The 17,210-nt window shown below is 34.6% G+C and carries 16 protein-coding genes and 1 other annotated feature; of the genes, 4 read left to right on the forward strand and 12 right to left on the reverse strand.

The window, feature by feature from the left end; genetic code table 11:
* Positions 1 to 226: 226 nt before the first annotated feature.
* The 3 genes from BKP37_RS17985 to mecA all read right to left on the reverse strand — a co-directional run bounded on the left by BKP37_RS17985 (position 227) and on the right by mecA (position 4,204).
* Positions 227 to 1,426, reverse strand: coding sequence for a competence protein CoiA (locus tag BKP37_RS17985; RefSeq protein ID WP_169823187.1), 1,200 nt, complete (start codon positions 1,424 to 1,426; stop codon positions 227 to 229).
* Between the two features lie 110 nt (positions 1,427 to 1,536).
* On the reverse strand, positions 1,537 to 3,048 hold the full coding sequence (cls, locus tag BKP37_RS17990; RefSeq protein WP_071311008.1) for a cardiolipin synthase: 1,512 nt from the start codon (positions 3,046 to 3,048) through the stop codon (positions 1,537 to 1,539).
* A gap of 490 nt (positions 3,049 to 3,538) precedes the next feature.
* Entirely contained in the window at positions 3,539 to 4,204 is a 666-nt protein-coding gene (gene mecA / locus BKP37_RS17995) for an adaptor protein MecA (RefSeq protein WP_071311009.1), read from the reverse strand.
* Positions 4,205 to 4,716: 512 nt separating this feature from the next.
* On the opposite strand from mecA, the gene BKP37_RS18000 reads away from it, so the two are divergent.
* Complete coding sequence (locus BKP37_RS18000) at positions 4,717 to 5,391, forward strand: TerC family protein (protein ID WP_071311010.1); 675 nt, start codon at positions 4,717 to 4,719, stop codon at positions 5,389 to 5,391.
* A 1,684-nt stretch (positions 5,392 to 7,075) separates the two neighbouring features.
* On the opposite strand, the gene spxA is transcribed toward BKP37_RS18000, so the two are convergent.
* From spxA to BKP37_RS18020, 5 genes are all read right to left on the reverse strand, one after another.
* Entirely contained in the window at positions 7,076 to 7,474 is a 399-nt protein-coding gene (gene spxA / locus BKP37_RS18005) for a transcriptional regulator SpxA (RefSeq protein WP_071311011.1), read from the reverse strand.
* Between the two features lie 287 nt (positions 7,475 to 7,761).
* Positions 7,762 to 7,890, reverse strand: a complete 129-nt coding sequence (locus BKP37_RS20815) for a hypothetical protein (protein WP_281243096.1) — start codon at positions 7,888 to 7,890, stop codon at positions 7,762 to 7,764.
* 55 nt (positions 7,891 to 7,945) lie between these two features.
* A complete protein-coding gene (locus BKP37_RS18010) occupies positions 7,946 to 8,497 on the reverse strand; it encodes a GNAT family N-acetyltransferase (protein ID WP_071311012.1) in 552 nt (183 codons plus the stop codon).
* Between the two features lie 508 nt (positions 8,498 to 9,005).
* On the reverse strand, positions 9,006 to 10,208 hold the full coding sequence (locus BKP37_RS18015; protein ID WP_071311013.1) for a putative glycoside hydrolase: 1,203 nt from the start codon (positions 10,206 to 10,208) through the stop codon (positions 9,006 to 9,008).
* 26 nt (positions 10,209 to 10,234) lie between these two features.
* A complete protein-coding gene (locus tag BKP37_RS18020; RefSeq protein ID WP_071311014.1) occupies positions 10,235 to 10,465 on the reverse strand; it encodes an excisionase family DNA-binding protein in 231 nt (76 codons plus the stop codon).
* 282 nt (positions 10,466 to 10,747) lie between these two features.
* Between BKP37_RS18020 and BKP37_RS18025 the strand changes: the two genes are divergently transcribed.
* Positions 10,748 to 11,284, forward strand: a complete 537-nt coding sequence (locus BKP37_RS18025; RefSeq protein ID WP_071311015.1) for an HD domain-containing protein — start codon at positions 10,748 to 10,750, stop codon at positions 11,282 to 11,284.
* A 503-nt stretch (positions 11,285 to 11,787) separates the two neighbouring features.
* Positions 11,788 to 12,777 (forward strand): sodium:calcium antiporter, encoded by a 990-nt coding sequence (locus tag BKP37_RS18030; protein ID WP_071311016.1) that lies wholly within the window; start codon positions 11,788 to 11,790, stop codon positions 12,775 to 12,777.
* A gap of 48 nt (positions 12,778 to 12,825) precedes the next feature.
* On the opposite strand, the gene BKP37_RS18035 is transcribed toward BKP37_RS18030, so the two are convergent.
* On the reverse strand, positions 12,826 to 13,407 hold the full coding sequence (locus tag BKP37_RS18035; RefSeq protein WP_169823188.1) for a TlpA disulfide reductase family protein: 582 nt from the start codon (positions 13,405 to 13,407) through the stop codon (positions 12,826 to 12,828).
* A gap of 244 nt (positions 13,408 to 13,651) precedes the next feature.
* Positions 13,652 to 13,906 (forward strand) — a binding site (T-box leader).
* Between the two features lie 60 nt (positions 13,907 to 13,966).
* On the opposite strand from BKP37_RS18035, the gene trpS reads away from it, so the two are divergent.
* Complete coding sequence (trpS, locus tag BKP37_RS18040; RefSeq protein ID WP_071311018.1) at positions 13,967 to 14,953, forward strand: tryptophan--tRNA ligase; 987 nt, start codon at positions 13,967 to 13,969, stop codon at positions 14,951 to 14,953.
* A gap of 56 nt (positions 14,954 to 15,009) precedes the next feature.
* Here the strand turns inward: trpS and BKP37_RS18045 are convergent, their stop codons facing one another.
* The 3 genes from BKP37_RS18045 to BKP37_RS18055 form a co-directional block, all read right to left on the reverse strand.
* Entirely contained in the window at positions 15,010 to 15,756 is a 747-nt protein-coding gene (locus tag BKP37_RS18045) for a YjbA family protein (protein ID WP_071311019.1), read from the reverse strand.
* A 106-nt stretch (positions 15,757 to 15,862) separates the two neighbouring features.
* Positions 15,863 to 16,075 carry a YuzI family membrane protein gene (locus BKP37_RS18050; RefSeq protein ID WP_084034903.1) on the reverse strand — a complete coding sequence of 71 codons (213 nt, stop codon included), beginning with the start codon at positions 16,073 to 16,075 and terminating at the stop codon, positions 15,863 to 15,865.
* Positions 16,076 to 16,299: 224 nt separating this feature from the next.
* Positions 16,300 to 17,133 carry a DUF2268 domain-containing putative Zn-dependent protease gene (locus tag BKP37_RS18055; protein ID WP_245712569.1) on the reverse strand — a complete coding sequence of 278 codons (834 nt, stop codon included), beginning with the start codon at positions 17,131 to 17,133 and terminating at the stop codon, positions 16,300 to 16,302.
* Positions 17,134 to 17,210 lie beyond the last annotated feature (77 nt).

A 17,210-nucleotide genomic window follows, 5' to 3' on the forward strand; every position in this document is an offset into this window, starting at 1 on the left:
GAATTAATCCTTTTTTCTCAGAAAAATATTACCATTACCGAAATGTTTATTGTATTTTAAAGGAGTAGCAGGATAAAGAAAATGTTTAGGCGAGGAAAACGACTCGTTTATACCACTTCATTCAATATCAAGTAGTTAAGTTAGACTTCTTTTCTTAGCGGTGCTCAATTTATGCACGTTTACCTCTCGGTTCTGCACGGTACTCACTTCGTTATGCACGATTCTACTACTTTATGCCACGCTCTTTAAACCTATCCACCACAAGTTGCTTGTCCTCTATTAGTGCTTGTTCTATATTTTTAGGGTATACTATGTCTTTCTTTTTAACAAATAGTTGACCATCTGTTGTAGTCAAAACATTTATCGTACACAAAAATAACAAATAGTTTTGAACAGCTATTTCCCAACTTCCAAATTCAATTAGAGGAAGTGTACGAATACGAAAAATCGCTTTTTGTACTACCGTATGAAACGCTCGTTTTACTATAGTAAAATGGAATCTTTCACCGGGGTTTCTATTAACAACAAACGTTTCTAAAATCCAACTTTGCCAAATATAGGTTGGGGTTTCAATAAAATAATAAGAAGGCGAAGGTACACCAGCTTCAGAAGGGAATAACCAAAGAGGATGACCTTTACGAATATATAAATCTCTTACGTATTGTTCAGACTGACTCAATCTTAATCGATGCTGACGCCAAAAACTTTTCGTTCTATACCATATTTCCTTTGGAACTAAGTAGCTATGAGGTTTGAAAATACTATAAAAATGAAATTTATCGAGTGGAAAAAATGTTGGGAATGCAAATGAGCGGTTAACTGAAAGTGGAGTTATATTGTGTAATTTACCAAATTGTTTATTTTGAGGGCAAAATGTGAGAAGTTGGACCCTATCTTTTTCTAATTTCGAATGATAGGTAAACAACCAATGAAAAGAATTAAGCTTAAAGAAATTCCCTTTATCCCTAGTTAATTGATTTCCTCCTAAAATCCAAATTGGTATATAATTGTATGTTCGGTAGGTATTTGTTCTCTTTAAGAATAGTTCAGGGGAAATTTTTGCGCATTGAAATTCAATAGCAAAAGTATTTTTCTCAATGTGTACTAATAAATCAGGTCTTTGTTTTGCCTCCTTTATGTATGCTTCAAGGTGTACATCAAAGCCTTGTATTTTTAGCCATTCATATAATAATTTTTTCCCATTTATATGATAGACAGTCTCACCTTCTAATTCTTCATGACAACGACTGTTTTTTTTATGAGCAAAATGCCAAGAAAGCTTTGTACCTAGTTTTAGGACTACTTCTTGCTTGCATACTGGACAATAAAATTTCTTTACTTCTCTTAATTTTAATAATTTTTGTTTATCAAGAAATTTATCCCCCAATGAAATTATTGTTCCTTGTTTTGTGATCGCAACTAGCAATAAAACCACTCCATTATCTACTGTATTTTCTATCAGTTTACCAAGTAATGGAACAGCATTCCACATAAAGTTTAGTTAAATTTACTATGCTCTAGTTTCTTCTCAAAAAACTAGAGCATAGGTGATAATAACCTTGATGTAGACTCTACAATTCGCTTAAGTATGGAACGTTTTTGGAACTGTTCATAACTTATGATCGTAGAATGTTCCATATCGTAGATATAATCACTAACAAGGGTATGGACACTTTTAGTTTTATATAAAAAGGCGTTTACTTCAAAGTTTAAATGAAAGCTCCTCATATCCATATTCGCTGTTCCAATCGAAGCAATTTCACTATCAACAATTAAAATTTTACTATGCATAAATCCCCGATTGTATTCATAGACTTTAACCCCCGCCTCTAGTAATTCAGGAAAATAAGAGCGAGATGCATAAAAGACAATTTTTTTATCAGGTCGATTAGGAACTAGAATACGCACGTCTACACCACTTAACGCTGCTATTTTCAAAGCAGAAAGGATATCTTCATCTGGAATAAAATAGGGTGATGCGATCCAAATTGATTTTTTTGCAGAAGTGATCATAGAGAAAAATAACTTTTTGATTACTTCCCAGCGCGTATCTGGTCCACTAGCAATCATTTGTACTCCACCTAAACGTTCTTCATTTGGCAGATTTGGAGCCAGATAACTCTGCATCAACAAGGTTTCTTTTGTCATATAATACCAGTCACGCAAGAAAATAAGCTGCAGTGAACGAACAGCTTCACCCTTTACAAATAAATGAGTGTCGCGCCAATGACCGAAATATTGGTTTTTACCTAAATATTCATCTCCGATATTCAGGCCCCCAACAAAAGCAATTTGAGCATCTACCACTATAATTTTACGATGATTTCGGTAATTTATTTTATGGTTTAATAATGGCATTTTAACAGGAGCAAATGGCACCATTTTTACTCCAGCTTCTTTTAACTGATTAATGTAGGTTTGGGGTAATTGAAAGCAGCCAACTGCATCGTAAAGAAAACGAACATTAACTCCTTCTTTCGCCTTCTTAATTAATATATTTTTTATCTCATTTCCAATCTCATCACTTCTAACGATGTAATATTCCATATGAATATGATTTGTGGCATCGTTTATCGCCTTTAATATGTGGGTAAACGTTTCTTTCCCATCTGTTAAAACTTTTGTTTCAGTTGAAAAAGATATAGGATTGTTGGCTAACCGATGGGCAAGTCGAAATAGGAGCTGTTGATCTTCACCCATTTTACCTAATTCATTCTCATTTAATGGTTTATTTCCTTCAATTAAGTGCAGAGCTTGTTCATCCAAAATCGCTTTTTCAGTAAATGTCTTCATTTTACGATGATTTTGACCAAACATTAAATAAAAGAAGAAACCTAAAACTGGAAAAACAGCAAGAACCATCAACCATGTTACGGTTCTTGATGGATGACGGTTTTCTAAAAAGATTACAATTGCAATAAAGAATGCAGATAGTGAAAAAAGTATACTTACTCCCCCAACTATCCAACCTTCCCAGTAATCTTTCGTTAAGTATAGGACGATCCCAATAATTAATAAAAACAATAGTATTTGAAGTTTCTTTTTCATAATCTTTACCTTCCTTATAAATATTAAAAATTCAGTTTTTACTATGAAGGTAACAAAAAAACGCAAGCGGATTTGTCATAAGCGAGAGTTAATAAGTACTTTTCTAAACTCACTTTAGTCTTCTTTAAGAAAAGCGCAAGGCGCCTTGGTCACGATCGAAAGGCACTGGAAGGCCTTTGACAGAAGCCGCTCTTTGGCTTCCGAAAAGGACTGAATTGACAGAGCTCGTAGGCTGCTTGCGCTAGACAGTTTCCAAGTTAGAAACTTATAAATTCTGATTATATAATAAATACCGTAGCCGAACTCGCAAGCAATGGAGCTGCCCATATTCTCAATTCACTCATTAGAAAACGTAGTCCCTTATCTTTAATACTAAAAAAGAAAAAAGGGGGACGCTTCCTAAATTTTAGTGAAAATAATGAAACTTCATTATCATTGTGTTCACATTTTCTTTAAAGGAAGTGCCTGACCCTTTCTTTAAAAGTCAGTTCTATTTTTTATCGAACTTTGTACGTAACTCTTGTAATGCTTCGTCCGCTATGATTTCCTTGCCATACTCTTGGATACGATGAATCGTAATTTCTGACTCATAGCCAAACTCTAAAATTTGACTTAGTATATCATCTTGCTCATCTTCTGGAAATTCATCAGTAAACATAACAAACAAATAATATTTATTTTCAAAGTGATAAAGAGCATTATTAAACCCTCTTACTTCTATATGATGACTTAATGAAATTATGTCTTCAAAATCATCAAAGCCAATAACAAGATCTAATAATTCTGGCTCCTCATCTTCTTGAAGATCTTTATTGTTCACAAAGTTCTCATCAAGCATATCTACAATATTTTCATCTACAGGTAAGTTAGTTTGGTCATTAGAAACAGGTATTTCTATTCTTACGTTACCGTCAGTTATTTGGCCTCTAGTAACAATAATTTCCAAACCCCTATCAAGAGCTTGAACTTGGATCCACAAAGGACCTTCTAACTCGAAATTTCCCTGGTCATTAGCTTCATTAATCATTTCGAAAAATAGTTCCTCGCCTCGTTCACGATTATACCAAATTTCTTCTCGATCAAAGCCGCGATTTTCTATGTCCTTATACGTGATAAAAAACTTGATTGTTGACTCATTCAGTCTTTCTATCTCCATAATTCTACTCTCCCTTCTTGCAAATTTAAATGGCGGAAGGGACATGCTTTTCCCCTAGAGATTGCACGGATTAACCCTCTCCCAATTACTTCCCTTTTAAAAAGGATGTTCCAAAAACAAGTAGGCTTATACAACCTTTCGGCTTTATTCTCATCTTATTTTGAACACATTTTATATTAGTGCAAATGAAGCAATTCCTTTTCATATATTATACTTCTATTCTATGATAAATCAATTCAGAATGGAAATTATATGCGAAGCAAAAATCACATTATTTCTTTAGAATTAAGAAAAGTCTACGCGCCATAATGATCCAAGTAACCTAAAGTGTAGACACTGAACCTAAACAGCTTTTTCAAACTTATTTTTTTGCTTCCTAAAAAAAAGGAATGAAATCAAGTAAAAAGTGATATGTTTAGTTAATAAGTTGTCCTTTTATTTTAACATTTATTTAGTCAATTTATAAGTGTTATACTTGTTGTTTATTCATTTAAGAGATTAGAGGTGTGTCCATGAGCCTACAAATGGATTTTATTATTCCATTATTAACGATTATTGGTATTGATATTGTTCTAGGTGGAGACAACGCTATCGTTGTAGCTCTAGCCTGCCGTAACTTACCCGAAAAAATTAGAAATAAAGCTATTGTACTAGGAATTATGTTTGCAATCATTGCGAGAATAACACTTACTCTAGTTGCCGTTTACCTGTTAAAAATACCAATGCTTATGGCAATTGGAGGAGCTTTATTACTTTATATTTCTTACCATTTATTAATTGATACAAATGATGATCGTGATATCCAAGGCAAATCAACGGTATTCGCCGCTATCAAAACAATTATTATAGCTGATATTGTTATGGGGTTTGACAATGTATTAGCTGTAGCAGGGGCTGCTCACGGGAATAAAGCATTAGTAATCATTGGTTTATTAGTATCAGTACCAATTATCATTTGGGGTAGTCGGATTATTTTATTTGCGATGCAACGTTTTCCAATTATTATTTATTTCGGAGCTGGCATCCTAGCATTTACCGCTACAAAGATGATCGCTCATGAACCAATGTTAGCTCCACTGTTTAATAGCCATCCCACCTTCGCATCCCTTATGCAAACATTAATCATAATTTTCATCATGTGTATCGGTTGGCTATCAAAACGAATGAAAAGCAATATTGAATGTTAATTGAGCGCATCTATAATCTAAATCTAGTTACGTCGGTTCAACGTAACTAGATTTAGCACCTTAGCGGCGAGAACAATGAATGATGGAATTCATGAAATCTAATCACTAGCGTTGCATTAATTAATTCAGATTGTTCAAAATACTGAGAATGTCCAATACGTCATTTCAAACGAAAAGGGCAGACCGCTACTTGCCGACCTTCCAGTGTTTGTCTCCGATAGGCGGGCGCCTTGCGCTTTTCTTATATCCTAATATAAAAAAAGATCAATCATTAATTTGATTGAACATTCCAGATTTTTTTGGCTGTTTTCGTATACTTTATTGTAGGTACTTTTCCTCTTTTTCCCGCAGGAGTCAAGTGCCTTCCGCTCCATTCCACTATAGTCCTGGAAATTCAATCACAACACCCCTTGTGAAAACAGCCTATTTTGAATATCTGATTGAAGTATCGCCGCGTTAGTTAGTGCAATCCTTCAGCAACTTTATGAAGGACACTTAGCATGCGTTTCTGCCTGATTTTGGCCTTCAGAGGCTTTATGAAGGACACTCGGCATGCATTTCTGCCTAGTTTTGTCCTTCAGCAGCTTTATGAAGGACACTTAGACTGCATTTCTGCCTGATTTTGGCCTTCAGTGGCTTTATGAAGGACATTTAGCATGCGTTTCTGCCTGATTTTGGCCTTCAGAGGCTTTATGAAGGACACTCGGCATGCATTTCTGCCTAGTTTTGTCCTTCAGCGGCTTTATGAAGGACACTCGGCATGCATTTCTGCCTAGTTTTGTCCTTCAGTGGCTTTATGAAGGACATTTAGCATGCGTTTCTGCCTAGTTTTGTCCTTCAGTGGCTTTATGAAGGACACTTAGACTGCATTTCTGCCTGATTTTGTCCTTCAGCAACTTTATGAAGGACACTCGGCATGCATTTCTGCCTAGTTGTGGCCTTCAGTGGCTTTATGAAGGACATTTAGCATGCGTTTCTGCCTAGTTTTGTCCTTCAGCGGCTTTATGAAGGACACTCGGCATGCGTTTCTGCCTGATTTTGGACTTCAGCGGCTTTATGAAGGACACTTAGACTGCGTTTCTGCCTGATTTTGGCCTTCAGCGGCTTTATGAAGGACACTTAGACTGCGTTTCTGCCTAGTTGTGTCCTTCAGAGGCTTTATGAAGGACACTCGGCATGCATTTCTGCCTAGTTTTGTCCTTCAGCGGCTTTATGAAGGACACTTAGACTGCATTTCTGCCTGATTTTGTCCTTCAGCAACTTTATGAAGGACACTCGGCATGCGTTTCTGCCTGATTTTGGCCTTCAGCGGCTTTATGAAGGACACTTAGACTGCGTTTCTGCCTGATTTTGGCCTTCAGCGGCTTTATGAAGGACACTTAGACTGCGTTTCTGCCTAGTTGTGTCCTTCAGTGGCTTTATACACAACTTTGTCCGGATTAATGTGTATGAAATTGCATATAGAAATGTAAATATATTCACGCTGGTGTCTATGGACAATTGGTATAACATTTTGTGATACATATTTTGTATAAATTTTTTAGGAAATCCTTTTATATCAACAAAAATTGACCGTCAAATTAGCATGAAATTTGACGGTCAATTAATAATACATTTTTAATGTTTGCGATAGGTAACGGAGCCCGTTAGACTAATCGGCTGCTCTTTTGCTTTTATATATATTCTATTCGTTAACTGCTCTTTGAGCTTCTTGTAAGAAGAATGTACGAACTTTACGTGGTAAGAACCTTCTTATTTCCGCTTCATTATATCCTACTTGTAATCGTTTTTCATCGATTAGTATCGGGCGACGCAATAAACCTGGATTTTCACTAATAATCTTAAAGAGTTGTTGTAATGATAATGACTCTACTTCAACATTTAACTCTTGAAACACCTTTGAACGAGTTGAAATAATCTCATCTGTACCGTCTTCAGTCATGCGAACTACTTCTTTTACCTCATCAATCGTTAAAGGTTCAGCAAAGATATTCCTCTCAACAAATTCAATATTATGCTCCTCTAACCAGGCCTTCGCTTTTCTACAAGATGTACAACTTGGGGATGTAAATAGTGTAACCATTATTCAATTCTCCCTTCTATTTATCTATATCTTTTCTTCTGATTCTCAATTAAAAGTAAAAACACACTGTTAGTTGATAATCAAATTATACAATAATTATTCTAATTTGAATACCCTTCTAACAAAAAAAATAAACAAAATTTATACAACTTGTACATAGTGTTAACCTACCACTCTAAAATCTGTCATTAATTCAAATTTGAATTACTCATGTAACCCTATAATTTTTACACTTCCATAAGAAAAAAGGTGCCCTTATTACAAATCATAGGACACCAATCTTTTTTTTATGCTGTTGTCTTAGATTGAGAAAGTGGTTTTCTCCCTGGAATCGGTTGCCACCCAGGAAATTTCTTCTTTAATAAATCTTTCCAAATTTCTCTTTTCTTTTTTCGTTTCTTCTCTCTCCCTTTCATAATAAGCACCTTCCCTTATTTTAATATTAATCATAGAGAGCAAAGACAATTTAAATTAAACCTGTTCCTCGTCGAAGGAAAGAACTTCATCAACTTTTTGATAAGCTTCACCGTACAATTGTTTATCTTTGTACGTATGAATAGTTTCGTACGTTTCTTTCATCTTTTCATAAATAGTTTCTTCTTCGTCGTTTTCTGGCGACCAATAAAGAATTTCCAACTCAGTTATTTCTTTCGTTGCTAAGGATCTACGACGATAACCAATGGATTTAGCATGATGAAAGCCTTCTCTTTCATAGAAATTAAAACGTTTCTTTGTGTCGGTGTCTTCATAGGTAATAGGTTCTACTTCAAGTATTATTGGTTTTTGTTTTGCTTTCAGATTATCTAATAATTTTTTTCCTAACCCTTGGCCTCTAGCATTTTTTGATACAAACAAATAATCAATAAAGATAAAGTCATCCATTTCTACATACATCATGACATGATTAGGACCTTCATCTTTGTGATAAATATCTCCCTTTTCTTTTAGTAACAGCTCTATATGCTCTTTTGATTTCATTTCTTCAATAGGGAAATATTGATTCAGCTTTTCATACCAATTCATGGTTACCTCCAAGTAGCTTATACTTTTTAATAACATGTCTTCACTTATTAGTATATGCGTTTTTTAATAATTGTTAAACTAAGTTTATTGATTTTCACTTAGTAAAAAAGGACTAATTTTGTTTTAATATGTTAAAAGATACTCAAGATATGGCAAGAAAATCCCAAGCGCCTTGGTCAGAGTAGCTGCTCCTGTGCCACTCTCCATTTGCTCAAGAGCAAAGCAGCTTCGTAGTAAGCTTCCTCGAAGCAGTGTTTTGTGCGACGAGTAACCGCAGGAGCAATTGTTTTTCGTGCGACGAGTAACCGCAGGAGCAAAGCTGCATGAAGTTATTCAGAGACGTTATTCATGTAGTTATTGAAGTCAGTAGCTTGACTGAAGTGACCGAGCTCGTAGGCTGCTTGCGTTAGACAGTTTCCAAGTTAGAAATTTATAAATTCTGATACTGTAAAAAAGGATCGTAATTGCTTTGATAGCCAACTACCACCCTTTAATATCGTTTTACCTTTTAATCCATTTTATAATTTACATTTGGTGTGTAGCGATTACCAGCATTCCATAACAAAAATTCATTGATCCCATTTTCATATAGTGCTCGGATTTGTGCTTCCACTTCCTCTTTTCCGTAAACCCGATAGTTACCAGCACCTAAGTAGGAAGCTGTAAAGTCTTGGATCCACGGCCTTGAAGTAGGTGGATTTTCCAACTTCCCGAGAACATGATTTTCTACTTTGGCATATTCTGTAACTAGTTCATACGGATTTAAATCAGGTTTTGCGATGCCAAAATACGAAGTCCAATGACTCGGATAAATCATTGATGAAATAACATCAACATTTTGTGCGATCCTTGAAAAATTTTGACCAATTCCTGGTGCCTCAGTAATTGTTGCTGAATATCCAAAAATGTCAACTGAAACATCTACACCATATGGCTGCAGCTTCTCGCGTGCATAAGCGACAAAATCAGTTACAGCATCAACCCGCTTTTGGACATTATCTCGATCACCATCATTATATTCTCCTACCTCATACGTTAACATTTCATCTCTTCGTTCAAAACCTTCTGGAAACCTTACGTAATCAAACTGAATCTCCTTAAATCCAAGTTGAGCTGCTTTCTCAGCAATTGCAACATTATAATCCCAAACCTCTTTTAGAAATGGATTGACGAATGCTTCACCTCTTCCGTTTTTCCACACCTTCCCATTTTGTACAAATGATAGATCAGGGCGCTTCTCTGCTAAGACTGTGTCTTTAAAAACAACTATGCGGGCAATAGGGTAAATTTCGTGTTCTTCGAGACGCTTCATTAATTTTTCTGTATCTTTAATATAGCGTTGACTGATGTTTAAATACGGTGAATTCGAATCGGGAGTATACGTTAAATATCCATGATCATCCTTAATGTCTATAACCATTGCATTAAGGTCTGTATTATCAATTAAGTCAATTAATGTTTCAAACCTTGCACCACCAGCTGAATGGCCAGTAACATAAATACCACGAACAGCATCAGGATATTCAAAGTGATATCCTGATTGGAAAAGAAACCTTGACATTGGTTCTGGAATTTCCTTTTGACGTAATTCAGTTAGTTTATTTGCATGCTCTGCGACTGTTTTTTCTATAGTTGCATAAGTAAAACTTCCAGCTCCTAACAACGATACGAAAAATAATATTGTAAATATCTTCAGTAAATTCTTCCCCATATTTACATACCTCAATTCCTTTTCTATTAATCTTCGTCTTTTACATCAATGTCAGTAGGTAATTCTTGTAATTGTTCTTCTTTCCATAATCTCATTTGTTTTTCAATATTTTCTAGAGTTTTCTTAAAATGCTCTTTATTCACTAGATATTGCTCCCCATCATGCACTGCCCTAATATTTCCAACTTTTATTTGCTGAAAAACGTAGTCTGGTGATAAGTGCAAATAATCAGCCAGTTCTTTTACTGTAACATACAACCTAATCCCTCCCCATTTTCTCAGCTTTAAAGTTCCTTATATATTAGGATTATACAATTGTTCGTAATGAATACCAACTAGTTCATCGTAAAATAGTGACATTTAATGACAAGCTACAGCAACTTTCCTTATCATTTTTCCCGTTTATTATCAAATTGTCCCCTTAACTTCTTTCCAATTTCAAAATGAGCCTTATTTTGTCACTTGCATTTATTATCCAACATATGTATAATAGTAAAAATTTATATTATTGGTGTAAGAAAATTTAAGGAGGAGATCATGATGAGAGACATTACATTGCTGACTATTTTTGACCATCGTATTACACAGAAGTATATTAAAAGATCTGGTATGGCACACGCCATTGCGGCTGCTTATCATGCATTTACCCTCTCCAAAGAATATAATGTAAATTCTGATTTAGCGACTAAAGCAGCTTTTTTGCATGACATAGGACACTATACATGGTACCGAGATGGCAAATGGGATTATGAGTTATACAAGAAAAATGACATTCATGCTATAAAAGGTGCAGAACGTGCTCATAAGTTATTAATTAGGTTAGGTGAACATCCAGCAAAGGCAAAAAAAATCGCCTTAGCTATTTTATTACACACTGACTCTTACTTACCAGATGGACAGCTTAGTTTAGACCCTCTTCAAAAAGTTGTTGCTTTAGCTGATGAAATGGATGAGGAACCAAATGGGAACCACCACTATCGAAAAATCGATGATGAAAAGGCACGATTATTAATCATTAAATTAGATGAACAAATAGACAATGAAATGTTTCAGCAAAATCAAATTGCTTCATTGTAAAGAAAGATCATGTCAATTTCTGTATTACTACTATAAAAAGCTGCGAAAGCGGCTTTTTACATAAAAAAAGCAATTCAAGCTTATCTGCTTATTAACTTCAAGATCATTGATAAAGTAACCAAAGGCGAAAACACAGGAACTACACAGTTTTCTGATTTCAAAAAACTAATAAGGACAAACGTTTAGGAGAAGAACTTGGCTTCAAGCTCAATTCCTCTCCTTTCTCTATGTATTATTTATTTTGTTTCATAAATAATGAAAATATATTATTGACGTTTTTCATTTTCCGTGATACATTTAGTTCAACAAAAGAATAAGCCCAAAAAGGGGAGTAGCGACCAACTGGTTAATGGATCGTCATTTCAGTGAATATTCACTCGGTTCATTAAGCTTTGTGTTTTCGACAAAGTACGCAAGACCTTTTTATGAAAATGCTTTAGATTCCTAAAGCATTTTCATAAAAGGGTCTTTTTCTTTTTCAAAATTTCAGGAGGCGACAACTCATGGTATTTTTACTCTTTTTCATTGCAGCAATATTTACAGTATTATCAGCAATCAAACTTTCCACTTATGCAGACGTTTTAAGTGAAAGAACTTCATTAGGAGGAATGTTAGTCGGAACACTCTTTTTAGCAGGAGCTACTTCCTTGCCTGAAGTGACAACGACCTTGACCGCAATTGTAGGTTTAAAAAACACTGACCTCGCTGTCGGTAGTGTTTTAGGTAGCAACATGTTTAACCTTTTAATTATTGCAGCTTTCGATCTGTACTATCGTAAAAACCAAATTTTCAAAAGTGCTTCACATAGCCATGTCTATACCATAAGCGTTGGCATGCTTCTATCTTGTCTTATCTTTCTTGCTTTAACTTTAAAACTACCTTACTCAATTTTAGGCATTGGTTTCGATACAATTATTCTTATCATCATGTATGCCAGTGGGATGTATTTCATTTCTAAAAAAGTAACCAACCTTGAAGATGAAGACAAAGACGAGGATGGCGTTTCTCAAACATCAGCAATTTCATTAAAAAAAGCAATCATAGGATTTATTATTGCAGCGTTTGTTATCTTAATTTCAGGTTCACTTTTATCAATAACCGGTGATCGAATTGCCGTTATTACAGGACTAGGTTCAAGTTTTGTTGGTAGTTTCTTAATTGCAGCTTCAACTTCATTACCAGAAGCAGTTGCAGTGTTAATTGCCATCCAATTACGGAACTATAATCTAGCGATTGGCTCCATTTTAGGTAGTAACTTATTTAACATTTTAATATTAATTGGTTCTGATGTTTTCTATCGTCCAGCTTCAATTTTATCAGCAGCATCAGCCGTACACAGTATTACTGCAATAGCTACGTTTTTACTAAGTGTAATAATATTATATTCATTACTGCGTTCAAAAGTGCAAAAGTCTCAAACTGTTTATTGGTTACCTTCCGCAGTACTTATATTTTTCTATTTCGTATCAAGTTTTCTAATTTTCATAAACTAACAGAAAACGAGGCTGCTAGAGTAGCCTCGTTCTTCATTTCCCTAAACATCATCGATTATTCGTGTTTAATAACCCCTGTAAAAACGGGTGAGCTAATAACATCTCCATTGTCACAATCCCATTTAATCGCTCTACAATTTTTCCATTTTCATCTATAAATATCGTAGTGGGTATTCCGATTAAATGGTAATCCTTCATCACTTTACCGTCTCCATCATATAAAACCTCATATTGTACTTCATAATGATTAAGGAACCTTCGAACGTCGTCTACATTCCTTTCTTCTTTCGTAACATTTATTCCCAAAAGAACTAACTTTTCATCGTTAATTTCCTTGTCTAATTGTACAAGTGTTGGCATTTCTTCTTGACAAGGAGAACACCAGGTCGCAAAAAAATTAATAATCACTTTTTTTCCTCGGAAATCTGATAGAGATACCTTTTCACCGACACTATTTAAAAGCTGAAAATCCTCGGCAATATTTCCTTTGTAAACACCTTGTTGATTAGATGCAATCGTTTCTCGATCCAACCGTTTTAATACTGAATCTGAACGTTCATAGCTAAAAGCTAAAAAAAGAAAAATTAAAGAAAAAATTGCTAAATAAATAAAATTCTTTTTAAAAATCAACTTTTTCACCACCTTACTAATTTTAGTTAACCAGCCCATCAACATAGTACATATATATGCACATATCACTAAACCATTACGCAATCATTCTTTCAGTCAAAACACAAGATTGCTTTTTTATATTTTGTCTTATATAATTAGAAAAACTTGGTTTTTCTACTATTAAGGAGAAAGTTTTTCAAAAACATGGGAATAATAAAAATACTAAATCCCCTAACGTAATTGTAAATATTTAGAATTTATATGCTTTGCGATGATGAAGAATAGTATATATTGTTAAACTCTTAGAGAGTCTGTGATGGTGGGAAACAGATAGTAGCGCAATATAGAATGGGCTTTTGAGCAACCGAACCGAACCAATAATGATTGTAAGTAGGCCTCGGCGTTTAGTCCTTTACGTTATCAAGGACTTCGTATCGCTTCAACAGCTGTACGGTTTAAAGTGATTCTAACTAAGTTAGAATAATTAGGGTGGTACCGCGGTCCATTCGTCCCTATCTTTTCGGGATGAATGGGCTTTTTGTATTGTCATTTTTATTTAAAGAAGGGAAGTAAGAACATGAAAACGATTTTTTCAGGCATTCAGCCAAGTGGAACTTTAACACTTGGAAATTATTTAGGAGCAATGAAACATTTTGTGGAACTTCAAAATGATAATCACTGTTATTTTTGTATAGTTGATGAGCATGCCATCACAGTTCCACAAGATCCACTTCAACTTCGCAAAAATATAAGAAGCTTGGCAGCTCTATATATTGCAGCTGGAATTGACCCAACCAAGTCAACTTTATTTATCCAATCAGAAGTAAGTGCACACACCCAATTAGGTTGGATTATGCAGTGTGTCTCCTACATTGGTGAATTAGAGCGAATGACACAGTTTAAAGATAAATCTGATGGAAAAGAAGCTGTATCTAGTGCACTTTTAACGTATCCACCATTAATGGCAGCTGACATATTACTTTATAATACAGACATCGTGCCAGTGGGAGAGGATCAAAAGCAACATTTAGAATTAACACGCGATCTAGCAGAACGCTTTAATAAAAAGTACAATGACATCTTTACAATTCCGGAGGTACGTATTCCAAAAGTAGGAGCAAGAATAATGTCATTAACAGATCCAACTAAGAAAATGAGTAAGTCAAACCCGAATCCGAAAAGTTATGTTTCTATGTTAGATGATGAAAAAACGATCATGAAAAAAGTCAAAAGTGCTGTAACCGATTCTGACGGAATTGTTAAATACGACAAAGAAAATAAACCAGCTATTTCAAATCTACTCAGTATCTTTTCTCTTTGTTCAGGCAAGTCCATTGAAGAATTAGAAAATGAGTTTGAAGGGAAAGGCTACGGTGAATTTAAACAAGCGTTAGGTGAAGCTGTTATTGAAACATTAAAACCTATCCATGACCGTTACCATGAAATCATTAATTCTGAAGAACTTGATCATTATTTAGATTTGGGAGCTGAAAAAGCTAATAATGTTGCCTCTAAAACATTGACTAAAGCAAAAAGAGCCATGGGTTTAGATCGAAAAAGGTAATAATTTCCTCTATACTAGCCATTATAAAGCAAAATAACAGGAGCGCTTTGCTCCTGTTATTTTACACTTTCAGCATGTTGAAGCTCCCATAATTTTTCAAAAAAGGAGTGTCCTTTTACCATTCTTTCGCATAGGTGATAATGCTGGCTTGTCCAGCCCATCTTCACCTCATTAAAAAGTTTCTCCCACGCTTCATCAAAACACATTTGTTGAATACTTTCATAGTTATTTGGTGACCACTCTGTGAACCAATAGCGGACTTCCGCAACATTACCAGTTGAATATAGCTGATCTAGTGCCATAAATAACAGCTGTTTCAATTGACGTTCTTTCCGGATTAACCCACTCATCAACCTAGGATCTGGTGATAAAATATGGTGCTCCTTAGGTAAATCAATGTACTCAACGTAGTAATCATTTACATGTTCATTCATGGCTAATTCGAGTACGGTTTCTTCTTGTCTAGGCATTAACCTACTTTTTCTTATTGGAGTTTTATAACCTAACGTATCGACTGCTAAGACTTTTTTTCCATCTGTTACTATGAAACAATAATCTAGTTGTAATCGTTGATTGTTTTTCCTTTGATAACTCTGTTGATAAACATCATCTAGTAGCTGTTCAGGTAATTCTGCCAAGTTGTTTTCTATGTAGTCGAATATGTTGCTTGTTAGTTTTATTACAATAACAGAATCTAACAGCTCAATCTTATCTTCTTTCCTCCACTCAAAAAACTCGCAGATATTGTAACCATTTTCTTCTCCTTCAAACCAATTGATCCATACATCCCGAATGTGGACCATAAGAAAGCCCCCTTGTCTTTGAATGTTCGTACCAACAGTATAGGCATTCGTTAGGAAATTTATTCCATGGTGAAGGGAAATACAAGGAAAATTTTCACTATTTTCGTTAATTACGCCTAGAAGAAGGCCCATAAATACTAATGATAATCATGACTAAACCAATGATAAAAAGATGTAGTTCTACTCTCATCCCAATGAACTTCAGATAATATACGAAGGAATACCCAGCTGTTAATAAGTTTAAAAACGCAATCATACTTATACCACCTATTACAGCAAGTCCAAAGCCAACCAGTAATACGAAGAAACGAATAATCATAACTTGTCCCACCATAGAAACTTCTGTTGAAACTTTCCCACGGGAATCCCCCCTTCTGACTCTTATTTTTACTACTATTTTAGTACTTCTTCTAAAGTTAGAAAAATCCTGTTAAAAATTAGGTATTTTCCATAAAAACTTGTATAAAGCTGAACTTAAATCAGTGGGGGGCTTACTGCTCCCCTTAAGAGTCGGATAAAAAAAGAAGTCTAAAAAGACTCCTCTTACTTAAACGTATGATCAAATTCTGATGTAGACAAAATCTCTTTAGAATCCTTTTTTAATAATTCACACATTCGTATTTCTTTGTTTTTCTCCAAATAAGCTTTTACAATTTCATAGCCAATACAATAACCAAACCATTTAGGGAATTTACGTGATGTTTGATCGCCTAATAAAATAGGATCATGATTTTGTTTACCTTTTACGCTTAATAATTTTTTTACTCTTTGCCAATATGGATATAGTTCTTTTTTATTATATAAAGATACCCAAGGTGCTAATGCGCTTTTTCCCACTGTCTTTTCTACCGCTACTTCCGCCATACCTTCAATAACCATTGAATCGAGTAATGTTAACTGATCAAAGTCTTTGTTTAACGACGAAAGGCGGCATACATGGTTATATTCATGAGTAAGAAGCGCCTCTATTTCTTCTACTGAAAGATTTTTGGATAAAAATAAAACTATAACATCGTGAAAGCTAATTCCTGTCTTTCCATTCAAATCTTTCATTATTATTTCATTTCTCTTTTCAACCGGAAAAAGGTATATTGTGGCTTCTTCTCCCCGCCAATCACTTTTTAAGCGTTCATAATGATTTTGAAGTAACTTCCATATTTTCTTTTTTTCAAATCCATTAATTTCTTCTAAAATTTTAGCATCAGGAAAGAACATTCCATTGTCTAAAAAGTATTTATGCAGCTGAATAGAATGGTACTCTTCGAAATGATCAGCTACAGGATCACACAATAGTTCTCGTTGCAATTGAAAATGTAACTTTGTTGGCGTTTCTTTTCTTTTTCTTACAAATTCCTTTAACGTTTTATTGGTTTGCACAACACTCAAAGTTTACACACCTCCGACATATCCTACTACTTATAGTTATGTTTGATTTTGGAAGGTGCTACTTTTAA

The organism is Anaerobacillus alkalilacustris, assembly GCF_001866005.1.
Lineage (GTDB): Bacteria > Bacillota > Bacilli > Bacillales > Anaerobacillaceae > Anaerobacillus > Anaerobacillus alkalilacustris.

Bases quoted from the DNA above. Each gene is read 5' to 3' on its own strand.
- cls (WP_071311008.1), bottom strand. From the start codon at position 3,048: ATGAAAAAGAAACTTCAAATACTATTGTTTTTATTAATTATTGGGATC.
- mecA (WP_071311009.1), bottom strand. From the start codon at position 4,204: ATGGAGATAGAAAGACTGAATGAGTCAACAATCAAGTTTTTTATCACG.
- BKP37_RS18000 (WP_071311010.1), top strand. From the start codon at position 4,717: ATGAGCCTACAAATGGATTTTATTATTCCATTATTAACGATTATTGGT.
- spxA (WP_071311011.1), bottom strand. From the start codon at position 7,474: ATGGTTACACTATTTACATCCCCAAGTTGTACATCTTGTAGAAAAGCG.
- BKP37_RS20815 (WP_281243096.1), bottom strand. From the start codon at position 7,890: ATGAAAGGGAGAGAGAAGAAACGAAAAAAGAAAAGAGAAATTTGGAAA.
- BKP37_RS18010 (WP_071311012.1), bottom strand. From the start codon at position 8,497: ATGAATTGGTATGAAAAGCTGAATCAATATTTCCCTATTGAAGAAATG.
- BKP37_RS18015 (WP_071311013.1), bottom strand. From the start codon at position 10,208: ATGGGGAAGAATTTACTGAAGATATTTACAATATTATTTTTCGTATCG.
- BKP37_RS18025 (WP_071311015.1), top strand. From the start codon at position 10,748: ATGAGAGACATTACATTGCTGACTATTTTTGACCATCGTATTACACAG.
- BKP37_RS18030 (WP_071311016.1), top strand. From the start codon at position 11,788: ATGGTATTTTTACTCTTTTTCATTGCAGCAATATTTACAGTATTATCA.
- trpS (WP_071311018.1), top strand. From the start codon at position 13,967: ATGAAAACGATTTTTTCAGGCATTCAGCCAAGTGGAACTTTAACACTT.
- BKP37_RS18045 (WP_071311019.1), bottom strand. From the start codon at position 15,756: ATGGTCCACATTCGGGATGTATGGATCAATTGGTTTGAAGGAGAAGAA.
- BKP37_RS18050 (WP_084034903.1), bottom strand. From the start codon at position 16,075: ATGATTATTCGTTTCTTCGTATTACTGGTTGGCTTTGGACTTGCTGTA.